Below are 11,284 nucleotides of genomic sequence, written 5' to 3' on the forward strand. Positions count from 1 at the left end.
TGTCACACAAAGCGGGGCACGTTTCAAGCGGCACTACGCGGTGCGTAAACACATTATTTGGTGCGCAGCGCGGCTCTTAACGCCGCCACATGCGCCACGCTGGTTTGCCGCCGCGCGCCGGTGTCGAAGCCGAACGCCCGCACCGGCGGCGTGCTGGCCGCCACCGGCGCGGAGCAGGATGCGTGGACTTCCCGCACCGGCAGCTTGTGGAGCAGGCGGTCGACATTGTCGGCGTTGATGCCGGCGCCGGGCATGATCGTGATGCGGTCGCCGGCGGCGTCGAAGCAACGCTGCAAACCATTCAGGCCTTCCAATGCCCGGGGTGCCCCGCCCGAAGTGAGGATGCGCGCGAAACCCAGGTCGATGGCCAGCCTGGTCGCCGCCGCGAGGTCGGGGCAAAGATCGATGGCCCGGTGCAGCGTGGTTTCCAGCCGGTGGTCGCGCGCGCGCCGCGCCAGCCGTTCCAGCGTCCGGTGATCCAGCTCGCCGTTGCGCAGCGAGGCGCCGAGCACCACGCCTTGCAGGCCGATGGCGGCCACCGTGTCGATCTCGTTGAGCATCAGCTGGACCTCGACGTCGTCGAAACAGAAGTCGCCGCTGCGAGGCCGTATCATCGCCACAACCGGCAGCGGACTGGCGGCGGCCACGCGCAGCAGGCCGGATGTGGGCGTCAGGCCGCCGACTTCCAGCGCGCCGCATAGCTCGATGCGGTCGGCGCCGCCCGCGATCGCGGCCGACAGGCCTTCGACGTTGTCGACGCAGACTTCCAGCGTGATGGCGGCGGCGCTATCGGTCATGGCGTTACGGCGCCTTCGCCGATTCAGCGAGCCCCAGCCAGGCGGCGCCGATCAATCCCGGTTCGGCGCCGGATTGGCCTTGGACGATGATGGCGGCGCCGGTCTTGCGCAGGATGCGCGCGCGCACCGCCTGGTCGAGCATGGCGATCAGCGGCGCGCTGTTGGACAGGCCGCCGCCGACCGGCAGCACGGAGGCGCCGATGGTGTTGACCAGCATCGCCAACGGGCCGGAAAGAATGTCGACGAAGCAGTCGATGGTGCGGGCGGCGTTGGCGTCGCCGTCCTGCCAGGCGTCGATGATTTGACGGCTGTCGAGCGGCGAGGCGCCGGGATGCAGCGCGGCGTGCACGCGTTCCAGTCCGCGCGCGCCGCCGATGGCGTCCAGGCAGCCGGTCTGTCCGCAGCCGCAGGCGAAGCGCGGAATCGCTTGCGGCGGGGTGCCGGCGAAGTGGGGCGATACCGGGCCGTGTCCCCACTCGCCGGCGAAGCCGCCAGGCCCGCCGATCAGGCGCCCGTCGATCACCAGGCCGCCGCCGACGCCGGTGCCGAGGATCAGGCCGAAGACGTTGGCGTGGCCGCGTCCCGCGCCGGCATGCGCTTCGGCCAGCGCGAAGCAGTCGGCGTCGTTGGCGATCCATACCGGCAGGCGCAGTTCGGCGGCGAGGTCGGCGGCCAGGGCGCGGCCGTCGATGCAGGGGATATTGGCGCATTTGATGCGGCCGTCGGCGGGGTCGATGACGCCGGCGATGGAGATGGCCACGCCGCGCGACGGGCCGGCGGCGGCGATCAGCTCCGTCATGGCGGCGCTGAAGGCGGCGAAGTCGTGCGCAGGCGTCGGGACGCGGCGCAGCTCGCCGATCTGGCCGTCGGCGCTGGCGCCGGCGGATTTGATGGCGCTGCCGCCGATGTCAAAGCAAGTGATCATGGTTCCAACGTCGCAATTTATATAGCATCAGGATGCACGTTCCGTTGGCGTTTGACAATACCTGCTTAAAACATCGTGACGATGAAGTGGAGCGCCACACCCACCAGGCCGCCGACCAAGGTGCCGTTGATGCGAATAAACTGCAAGTCGCGCCCGATCGACAGCTCGATGCGGTTGCTCATTTCTTCCTTCGTCCACGTCGCCAGTTGCGCTTCGATGAACAGGCCGACCTCGCCGCGGTACTTTTTAACCAGCTGGGCGCTGCCGGCCTCGATCGCGCGGTTCAGGCTGTCGCCCACCGACGGATTGTCGGTCAGCAGCTTGCCGGCGTTTTCCACCAGCCGCCGGGCGCTGGCGGGAATGCTCGGCGTCTCGCTGCGCAGGTCGGCCAGCAGCCGCGCCCGCAAGGTATCCCAGATGCCGTCGAGCATCTGCTGCACCGTGTCGCTGGTCAGCGCCTGCTGTTGATAACGGCCGATCGCTTCCTGCCAGGCCGGATCGCCCTTGAGCCGCAGCGCGCTGTTGGCGATCCACACGCCGAGCCGCTGGCGCACCTCGTGCGCGCGGTTCAGCCGCATCTCGGCCACCTTTTCGGTCGTCGAGCGGATGATGCGGGGCATGGCCTTGCGCAACGCATACTTGAGCACCGAGCTTTCCGTGTTCACGGCGCTTTGCACCATCGCCTCGATGGTGGGATGGTTGGCCGGATCGGACAGGTAGATCTCGAACTGGTCGAGCGCGGCGTCCACCAGCTGCTGCGGCTGGTCCTCGGCGACCAGCGCCTCGACGCAATCGCCCGCCAGGCCGGACAGGTCGATGCGCGCCAGCTCGCGCGTCGCCACCTCGCGCAGCATGCGGCGGATCTTGTCGTGGTCGGCCATTTGCAACAGCTTTTCCAGTGCCGGGCCGACCCAGGCGCTCAGTTGCGCCGCGTTGGTTTGCATGTAGCGGCCGGCCCGGCCGGCGATATCGACCTGGCGGATGCGCTGGGCGATGCCTTCCTCGGTGATGAAGTGGTTCTCGACAAAGTTGCCCAGGCTTTTGCCGATGCTGTCCTTGCTGTTGGGGATGATGGCCGTGTGCCACAACGGAATGCCGAGCGGATGGCGGAACAGTGCGGTGACGGCGAACCAGTCGGCGATGGCGCCCACCATGGCCGCTTCGGAGAACGCTTCCAGGTAGCCCCAGGCCGCATGGCCGCCGTGTTGCGAGCGCGCCAGCGCGAACAGCAGGGCGGCCAGCACCAGCAGGCCCAGCGCGACCGCCTGCATGGTGCGCAGCCGGGCGCGCTTGATGGCGTCCTCGGTGTCGTCCAGTTGGCGGATGATGTCGATATCACGTTTCATGCGGTCGCTTCTGATAAAATTCTGGCTGATGATACATGACAACTCTACGATTTCCGGCATCACGCTCGACAGGGCGGAACTTGAACAACACCTGTCGCAATCGGTGCGCCACTTCGACGGCTGCACCTTCGACGACGCCGACCTGTCGCGGCTCGACCTGCAGGGCTGCACCTTCGAACGCTGCACTTTTCTTGGCGCCATACTGTTCGCTTGCAAGATGGCACGCACCAGCTGGCTGCGTTGCCGCGCCGGTGGCGCGGCCTTCGAATCGGCCGACGCCGTCGATGCGCGCTTCGAAGGCTGCGACCTGAACAACACCCAATGGCGGCGCGCCAAGCTGGCATCGGCATCGTATCGTGGCTGCAAGCTGACCGGCGCTTCGTTCGAGGAAGTGTCGCATCTGGGCATCCATTTCGAGGAGAGCCTGCTGGTCGGCGCCGACATGCGCGGCTTTTCCTTCCGCAAGGCGACCTTGAAGGAGCTGGACCTGTCCGACGCCTATCTGGCCGGCTGCGATTTCCGCGATGCCGTCTTCGAAGGGGGCAGTTTGCGTAACGCCGTGCTGAAGCTGGCCAAGTTTCAGGGCGCGGACCTGCGCGGAACCGACATCGAGGGCGTCAAGCTGGCCGACGCCGGCATGTTCAAGGGCGCCGTCATCTCCCACTCGCAGGCTGCGGGCTTTCTTCGGGAGCTGGGATTCATCGTCAGCTAGCGGGCGGTCGCTGGTGCCGATTGCATCATGCAAGGCGAAGTTCCCGAAAAAACAACTACCGGAAAACTTGACTTGTCATACCCCTTGCGATTGAGATATTATTTCTAAAGAGAAATTTTCTGCGTTGGCGAGGACTGCATAGGCCTGGACATGCGACCTCGGTGTGGCGATAAGATGTTTGTAATCAATGGCTTGTCATGACGGAGCCATCTTCGTCCGGGATGTGGCTTGGCGGTAGAACGCTATGGTTTCTCGGCGCTAGTCTGTCAAATATGGTCATACGATATCGGACGACATGGCAAATAATCAAGGGTCTGATTATTTGATTCCGGCGGGCGTTTGCCAGCGTCGGCTGCTAATCTTGAGTTGCTTTCTCGCATCTCGCCCCGCTATGACCGGGGGGCGTTCCCTTTAGCCTGTCCCCCAGGCTACCACGGTGGCGCCAAGATATCTCCCCGGGCGCGGTTCTGTTGCAGTTGTCATTTCAAGTGGCCTGTCCGAAGGCCCGTAACTAACCCGTTAGGAGACGAAAAAATCATGGCACCAAAATATTCCGTAATGTGTGCGGCGCTGGCCGCGCTGTTTTCAACCGGCGTCCAAGCCGCCGATTGGCCGAGCGGCTTTTCGAAGTGCGCCGACGAGGGCGGCACTTGCAAGGCGGGCACCACCAGCCGTCAGGTCTCGTTCGGCTTGAAGGATAAGTGGGTGATCAAGACCTTGTCCGGCAACGTCGCCTGCACCACGGCGACCTTCGGTTCCGATCCGAATGCGGGCGCCACGGAGAAGTGCGCGGTCGGTCCGCTGTCGTCGACGCCCACACCTACGCCGACGCCAACCCCAACGCCTACGCCAACACCGACGCCAACGCCAACGCCAACGCCAACACCAACGCCAACACCGACACCGGGCGACGCCACCTATCAATCGGCACCCGCATCCGGCTGGGCCGGCACCAACGGCGGCACCACCGGCGGCGCGGCCGCGCCATCGACCGCGATCTACAAGGTCAGTTCCGCTTCGCAGCTGATGGCGGCGATCAAGGCGCAGGGCGACAATCCCAAGATCATCAAACTGTACGGCACCATCGATCCGACCTCGTCGGACAATGGCGGCCCTTACACCAGCAAGGACGACCAAGCCGCGCGTCTGCAGATCAAGCTGGGCAGCAATACCACCTTGATCGGCGTCGGCAGCGATGCGAGGCTGGTCAACGCCAATCTTGTCATCAACGGCAAGAAGAACGTCATCGTGCGCAACCTGAACATCAGCCTGCCATGCGACAAGTATCCGTTGTGGGACCCGGAAGACGGCGCCAACGGCAACTGGAATTCGGAGTATGACGGCGTCACCATCCTGGCCTCGACCAACGTCTGGGTCGACCACAACGTCTTCACCGACGCACCGAAGACGGACGACCAGTCGCCGACCGAGAACGGCATGCTCAAGCAATGCCACGACGGCGCGCTGGACGTCAAGAATGCCTCGGACTATGTGACCGTATCGAACAACCGCTTCGAGCTGCACGCGAAGAACAACCTGGTCGGCTCGTCCGATAGCCGGACCACCGACGATGGCCATTTGACGGTTACCTTCAACAACAACCACTACCTGAACATCAGCGACCGCGCACCGCGTGTGCGTTTCGGTAAGGTTCACGTCTACAACAACTACTTCGAGGGCTCGCGCAGCCATCCGGTGTACAAGCACCAGTACAGCCTGGGCGTGGCGTATAAGGCGAAGATGATCTCGACTAACAATGCGTTCGAGATCGCCGGGGCCAGCAGTTGCCCGGATATCGTCAAGAATCCGGGTTCGTCGAGCATGACCGGGGCGATTGTCGATACGGGATCGCTGTTGAACGGTAGCGCGTTGAATGTGGCGGGGGCGTGCAGCTTCAGCAACGCTGTCGGCTGGACCGTGCCTTATTCGTATTCGCCGCTGGGGGCGTCGGCGGTAAAGGCGTCGGTGCTGAGTAACGCGGGGACCGGGAAATTGACCGTGAATTAAGTCGGGGAGTAGTTAGCAAAAATCCGGCGCGTCCATGAGGGCGCGCCGGATTTTTTCATTGAGGTGTCGATCGTTCAGGTCTTAGTTCATCGCCGAATGCTTGCGCGCGTAACCGAAGTAAATCACCAGGCCGATCGCCATCCAGATAATGAACGCGACCCACGTATGCCAGCTTAGGTAAGTCATCAGCATGACGCAGAAGATCACCGCCAGCGCGGGAATCACCGGCACGCCGGGACAACGGAACGCGCGCTTCAGATCGGGACGCTTCTTGCGCAGGATGACCACGGCGATCGCCACCAGGCTGAACGCGGCCAGGGTGCCGATATTGATCAGCTCTGTCAGGATGTTCAGCGGCACGACTGCGGCGATCAGGCCGAACACGATACCCACCAGCCAGGTCGCGAAGAATGGCGTGTGGAAGCGCGGATGCACAGTCGACAGACGTTTCGGCAGCAGGCCGTCGCGCGACATGGCGTAGATCACGCGGGTCTGGCCGTAAGCCATCACCAGAATCACGGTGGTCATGCCGAGGATGGCGCCGAGATCGACGAATGCGGCGACCCAGTTCTCGCCGGCGTACTTGAGCGCCAGGGTGACAGGGTGGTCAACGCCGAGGAACTGCTGGTAAGGCACGATGCCGGTCATGATCGCCGACACCACCACGTACAGGATCGTGCACGCCGCCAGCGAACCGATGATGCCGATCGGTAGGTCGCGCTCGGGACGTTTGACTTCCTCGGCGGCCGAGGTCACCGCGTCGAAACCGATGAAGGCGAAGAACACCAGCGCGGCCGCGCTCAGCATGCCGTTGTAGCCGTAAGGCATGAAGGGCTGCCAGTTGGCCGGCTGCACATGGCGCGCGCCGACGACGATGAACAGCAGCACCACGCCGACCTTGATGGCGACCATGATGTTGTTCAGGCGGGCCGATTCGCGCACGCCCCAGCTCAGCATGGCCGTCAGGATCAGCATGATGATCAGCGCCGGCAGGTTGATCCAGGTGGTGACTCCGGGCACGGCGCCTGGCGCGGCGGTCAGCACCGTCGGCAGCTGCAGGCCGAAGCCGGAGATCAGCGACTGGAAGTAGCCGGACCAGCCGACCGAGACGGCCGACGTGGCCAGTCCGTATTCGAGCAGCAAGTCCCAGCCGATCATCCAGGCGGCCAGTTCGCCCAGGGTGGCGTAGGTGTAGGTGTAGATCGAGCCGGCGACCGGCACGGTGGAGGCGAATTCGGCGTAACACAGCGCGGCGAAGCCGCAGGCAACGGCGGCGACGATGAACGACAAGGTCAGGGCGGGGCCGGCGGTGACGGCGCCGGTGCCGGTCAGCACGAAGATGCCGGTGCCGACGATGGCGCCGATGCCCATCAATATCAGGTCGAAGGGACCAAGCACCTTGGCCAAGCCGCCGGGTTTGCGGGCGTTGGCGATCATCTCATCCAGATTCTTCGTTCTAAAAAGGCTCAAAATTGGGCTCCGTTTATTTTTGTGTTTGTCTGTGTCTGTGGTGTGGGGGGCTGCCCCTCGCGCCGGATCGCGGCGCCGCCAAATGATACAGGAACTTGATATGAATTAATGATTTGCTTTAGTGCAAGAAACCGTACGACTGACGGGGTCGTGTCCGAATGACAGACTTGACCCCGGTGGTTTTTAGGTCGTTAGCAGCGCGGAGACGTAGAGGAGGAAGCGGTCTTCGAGGCGGGCGAGGTCGAGGCCGGTGATCTCGCCGATGCGGCGCAGCCGGTAGTCGAGCGTGTTGCGGTGGATGTGCAGCGCTGCGGCCGTCGCCGCCGGGTGGCCGTCGTGCGCGAACCAGGCGTCGAGCGTGCGCTGCAGCAGTTCCTTGTGTTTGTCCTGCGCGCGCAGCCGGGCGAGCGGCAGCTTTAGTTGCGCCGCTTGCCAACCCGAGCCGAGGCCGGACAGCAGCACCGGCAGCGCCTGCTCGTAGTAGCTGAAGCGGGTGCCGCGCGGCTGGCGCGCACGGCCGATCCGGGCCGCCGTCCGCGCGCTGTGGTACGAAATGGCGACGCCTTCGATGCCGGTCAGGGCGATGCCCATCGTCACGGTATGGGCTTCGCCGCCTTCCTCCCTTAACATGGCGGACAGCGATTGCAGCCGCTTTTGCGCCCGCGCCTGGGCGTCCTGCGCCGGCATGTGCGCCTGGGATTTGGCCGTGCCGGGCCCATTGTGGAAGTCGAGGATGACCATTTCGTGCGCGCTGGCCGCCGCCGTCAGCGCCGCCGGCTGGCGCGTCAGCATGCGCATTTGCAGGCGCTGGATCTCGGTCAGCGCCTCCACCGTGCCGGCCTTGTCGTCCACCTCCAGCACGAAGACCTGGTGCGTGCGGCCGAAGTCGACCCCCAGGCGCCGCGCCCACGCCTCCAGCCCGGCGTGGTCGGCGTCGTCGCCGTTGATCAGTTTGAGAACGAAAGCTTCCCGGTAGCGGCTATCGCGCTGCAGTTCGCCGGTCAGTTGCGCCTGCTCGAGGATCATTTCCGCCGTCAGGCGCACCAGCTCGCCGAATTGGCGCACTTCGTCGGGCGCGCCGCTCAGGCCGACCGCGCCGCACAGCTGGCCGTTGACCGTCAGCGGCAGGTTGATGCCGGGCTGGGCGCCGTGCATGTTGCGGGCGCTGGCGCTGTCGATCTCGACGGCCAGCTTCTTGGCCAGCGCCAGCATCGCGCCCGTGTGCAGCTCGCCGATGCGCGCCGGGTTGCCGCTGGCGATGATGCTGCCGCTGACATCCATGACGTTGACGTTGTAGGGGATGATTTTCATCGTGCGCGTGACGATGTCCTGCGCCAGCTGGGTGCTGAGTATGCTCATGGCGGTTTTTATGTTGTACGGTTTTCCCAAGGATGACGGCGATTTTAACCTTTTATTGCGGCAATATTTGTGCGGATGCCCAGTAATTCGCGCGGCGGGCCGCTAATTCTCGTGCGTTTGGCCGATGTTTTCTATCGGGCTATTCCAGATAATCAGCACCACTATAAAACTTAGGAGACCTGGAATGAGCAATCCGTCCATCGCCGCGCGACAGCCCGCGGCATCCGTTCTCGAGGGGGCGTACAAAAAGGCGACGTGGCACCTGATACCGTTTATTTTCGTCTGCTACTTCTTTAATTACCTCGACCGCGTCAACGTCGGCTTCGCCAAGCTGGAGATGCTCGACGCGCTCAAGCTGAGCAACACCGTCTACGGACTCGGCGCCGGCATCTTCTTCATTGGCTACGTGCTGAGCGGCGTGCCGAGCAACCTGATCCTCCACAAACTCGGCGCGCGGCGCTGGATCGCGGTGATGATGGTGGCGTGGGGCGCCTTGTCCGCCTGCATGCTGTTCGTGACGACGCCGCTGTCGTTCTATGTGCTGCGCTTCTTCACCGGTGTGGCCGAGGCCGGGTTCTTCCCGGGCATGGTGCTGTACTTTACGCATTGGTTCCCTTCGCAGAAACGCGGCCAGGTGATGGCGCTGTTCATGTCGGCGATTCCGATCTCCGGCCTGATCGGCGGCCCGCTGTCGGGCTGGATGCTGGCGCACTTTTCGGCCGGCCAGGGTGGCATGATGGGCTGGCAGTGGCTGTTCCTGCTGCAGGGCGTGCCGACGGTGTTGCTCGGCATTGGCGTGTATTTCTACTTGAACGACGGTATTTCGCAGGCCAGTTGGCTCAACGCCGATGAAAAACGCGCGATGCAGGACGCGCTGGCGGCCGACGAGCAGCAGCGCCGGTCCACCAGCACGGTCGGCCAGTCGTTCGGCGACGTGATTCGCAACGGGAGCGTGTGGATGCTGGGCGTGATTTACTTCTGTATCCAGATGGGCGTGTATGCGATTAATTTCTGGCTGCCGTCGATCATCAAGTCGCTCGGCTACCAGAGCGCGGTCACGGTCGGTTGGCTGAGCGCCGTGCCGTATCTGTTCGCCGCCGTGTTCATGATCTGGGCCGGGCGTTCGGCCGACCGCCACGGCGAGCGCCGCTGGCACGTCACCGCGCCGATGCTGATGGGCCTTGTCGGCCTGACCCTGGCGGCCAATTTCTCCAGCAATCCGGTGATCGTCATCGCGGGGCTGAGCATGGCGACCATGGGCGCGCTGGCGGCGTTGTCGATGTTCTGGGCGCTGCCGGCGGCCTTCCTGGGCAGCGCTGCGGCGGCGGGCGGCCTGGCGCTGATTAATTCCCTCGGCCAGATCGCCGGTTTCGTCAGCCCGTTCCTGGTCGGCTGGATCAAGGATGCGACCGACAGCACCGACGTGGCGCTGTATATTCTGTCCAGCGTGATGCTGCTTGGTGCGATACTGGTGCTGCGTGTGCCGGCCAAGCTGGTCAACCGTTGAAATGGAGTGCCGATGAAAATCGTCATAGCGCCTGATTCGTATAAAGAGAGCCTGTCGGCGATGGCCGTCGCCAACGAGATCGAGGCCGGCTTCCGCGAGATTTTCCCCGACGCCGAGTACCTGAAGGTGCCGGTGGCCGACGGTGGCGAGGGTACCGTGCAGGCGATGATCGACGCCAGCGGCGGACGCTTGGTTGAATTGCGCGTGCGCGGTCCGCTGGGCGAGCCGGTGCCGGCGTTCTACGGCATGATGGGCGACGGCGAGACGGCGGTGATCGAGATGGCCGCCGCCAGCGGGCTGGAACTGGTGCCGGCGGCGCTGCGCGATCCGATGCGCACCACCAGCTACGGCACCGGCGAATTGATCCGCGACGCGCTCGACGCGGGCGCGCGGCGCTTCGTGCTGGGCGTCGGCGGCAGCGCCACCAACGACGGCGGCGCCGGCATGCTGCAGGCATTGGGCGGGCGCTTGCTGGACGGCGCGGGCCAGGACCTGGCGGCCGGCGGCGGCGCGCTGGCGACGCTGGACAGGATCGATCTGTCGGGCCTCGACACCCGCATCGCCGCTTGCGTGTTCGATGTCGCCTGCGATGTCAGTAATCCGCTGGTCGGGCCGCAGGGCGCCTCGCACATCTTCGGGCCGCAAAAAGGCGCGACGCCGGCGATGGTCGAACTGCTGGACGCCGGCTTGCGCCACTACGCCGGCATCATCGCCCGCGATCTTGCGTATGCGGTGGCGGACGTGCCGGGCGCCGGCGCGGGCGGCGGCATCGGCGCGGCGATGCTGGTGTTCCTGGGCGGGCGGCTGCGCCCCGGCAGCGAGATCGTCACCGCCGCCGTGGGCCTGGACGCCGCCGTGGCGGACGCCGATCTGGTGCTCACCGGCGAAGGCCGCATCGACAGCCAGACCATCCACGGCAAAACGCCGGTCGGCGTGGCGCGCGTGGCGCAGCGCCACGGCAAGCCGGTGATCGCCATCGCCGGCGGCCTGGCGCCCGGCGCGGCGGCGGTGCACCAGCACGGGATAGACGCCGTATTCGGCGCGGTCAGCCGCCCGTGCACGGTGGAGCAGGCGCTGGCCGACGCGGCGCGCAATGTCCGCGTGTCGGCGCGCAACATCGCCGCGGTATTGCGCTTGGGGACGCGGCTGCGGTTGTGATAA

The 11,284-nt window shown here is 65.0% G+C and carries 9 protein-coding genes; 4 read left to right on the forward strand and 5 right to left on the reverse strand.

Translation table 11 applies throughout. The features are described from left to right. Window positions 1-53: 53 nt before the first annotated feature. The 3 genes from BMX85_RS12395 to BMX85_RS12405 form a co-directional block, all read right to left on the reverse strand. On the reverse strand, window positions 54-797 hold the full coding sequence (locus BMX85_RS12395) for a copper homeostasis protein CutC (RefSeq protein ID WP_090318057.1): 744 nt from the start codon (window positions 795-797) through the stop codon (window positions 54-56). 4 nt (window positions 798-801) lie between these two features. Beyond that, window positions 802-1,722, reverse strand: coding sequence for an ROK family protein (locus BMX85_RS12400; protein WP_090318061.1), 921 nt, complete (start codon window positions 1,720-1,722; stop codon window positions 802-804). A gap of 65 nt (window positions 1,723-1,787) precedes the next feature. Next, window positions 1,788-3,068, reverse strand: coding sequence for a DUF445 domain-containing protein (locus tag BMX85_RS12405; RefSeq protein WP_090318063.1), 1,281 nt, complete (start codon window positions 3,066-3,068; stop codon window positions 1,788-1,790). A 28-nt stretch (window positions 3,069-3,096) separates the two neighbouring features. Between BMX85_RS12405 and BMX85_RS12410 the strand changes: the two genes are divergently transcribed. Next, complete coding sequence (locus BMX85_RS12410) at window positions 3,097-3,780, forward strand: pentapeptide repeat-containing protein (protein ID WP_090319998.1); 684 nt, start codon at window positions 3,097-3,099, stop codon at window positions 3,778-3,780. A gap of 537 nt (window positions 3,781-4,317) precedes the next feature. Then, window positions 4,318-5,787 carry a pectate lyase family protein gene (locus BMX85_RS12420; protein WP_218147328.1) on the forward strand — a complete coding sequence of 490 codons (1,470 nt, stop codon included), beginning with the start codon at window positions 4,318-4,320 and terminating at the stop codon, window positions 5,785-5,787. An 81-nt stretch (window positions 5,788-5,868) separates the two neighbouring features. Here BMX85_RS12420 and BMX85_RS12425 read toward each other — a convergent pair whose 3' ends face one another. Both BMX85_RS12425 and BMX85_RS12430 read right to left on the reverse strand, forming a co-directional pair. Then, window positions 5,869-7,257, reverse strand: coding sequence for a branched-chain amino acid transporter BcaP (locus BMX85_RS12425; protein ID WP_090318074.1), 1,389 nt, complete (start codon window positions 7,255-7,257; stop codon window positions 5,869-5,871). A 183-nt stretch (window positions 7,258-7,440) separates the two neighbouring features. Beyond that, window positions 7,441-8,616 (reverse strand): sugar diacid recognition domain-containing protein, encoded by a 1,176-nt coding sequence (locus tag BMX85_RS12430; protein WP_090320001.1) that lies wholly within the window; start codon window positions 8,614-8,616, stop codon window positions 7,441-7,443. A 184-nt stretch (window positions 8,617-8,800) separates the two neighbouring features. On the opposite strand from BMX85_RS12430, the gene BMX85_RS12435 reads away from it, so the two are divergent. Further along, on the forward strand, window positions 8,801-10,123 hold the full coding sequence (locus BMX85_RS12435) for an MFS transporter (RefSeq protein ID WP_090318077.1): 1,323 nt from the start codon (window positions 8,801-8,803) through the stop codon (window positions 10,121-10,123). Window positions 10,124-10,135: 12 nt separating this feature from the next. Further along, window positions 10,136-11,281 (forward strand): glycerate kinase, encoded by a 1,146-nt coding sequence (locus BMX85_RS12440; RefSeq protein ID WP_090318084.1) that lies wholly within the window; start codon window positions 10,136-10,138, stop codon window positions 11,279-11,281. Window positions 11,282-11,284: the final 3 nt, after the last annotated feature.

This window comes from Duganella sp. CF517, assembly GCF_900110275.1.
Lineage (GTDB): Bacteria > Pseudomonadota > Gammaproteobacteria > Burkholderiales > Burkholderiaceae_D > Rugamonas.

Bases quoted from the DNA above. Each gene is read 5' to 3' on its own strand.
- BMX85_RS12395 (WP_090318057.1), bottom strand. From the start codon at position 797: ATGACCGATAGCGCCGCCGCCATCACGCTGGAAGTCTGCGTCGACAAC.
- BMX85_RS12435 (WP_090318077.1), top strand. From the start codon at position 8,801: ATGAGCAATCCGTCCATCGCCGCGCGACAGCCCGCGGCATCCGTTCTC.
- BMX85_RS12420 (WP_218147328.1), top strand. From the start codon at position 4,318: ATGGCACCAAAATATTCCGTAATGTGTGCGGCGCTGGCCGCGCTGTTT.
- BMX85_RS12430 (WP_090320001.1), bottom strand. From the start codon at position 8,616: ATGAGCATACTCAGCACCCAGCTGGCGCAGGACATCGTCACGCGCACG.
- BMX85_RS12400 (WP_090318061.1), bottom strand. From the start codon at position 1,722: ATGATCACTTGCTTTGACATCGGCGGCAGCGCCATCAAATCCGCCGGC.
- BMX85_RS12440 (WP_090318084.1), top strand. From the start codon at position 10,136: ATGAAAATCGTCATAGCGCCTGATTCGTATAAAGAGAGCCTGTCGGCG.
- BMX85_RS12410 (WP_090319998.1), top strand. From the start codon at position 3,097: ATGATACATGACAACTCTACGATTTCCGGCATCACGCTCGACAGGGCG.
- BMX85_RS12405 (WP_090318063.1), bottom strand. From the start codon at position 3,068: ATGAAACGTGATATCGACATCATCCGCCAACTGGACGACACCGAGGAC.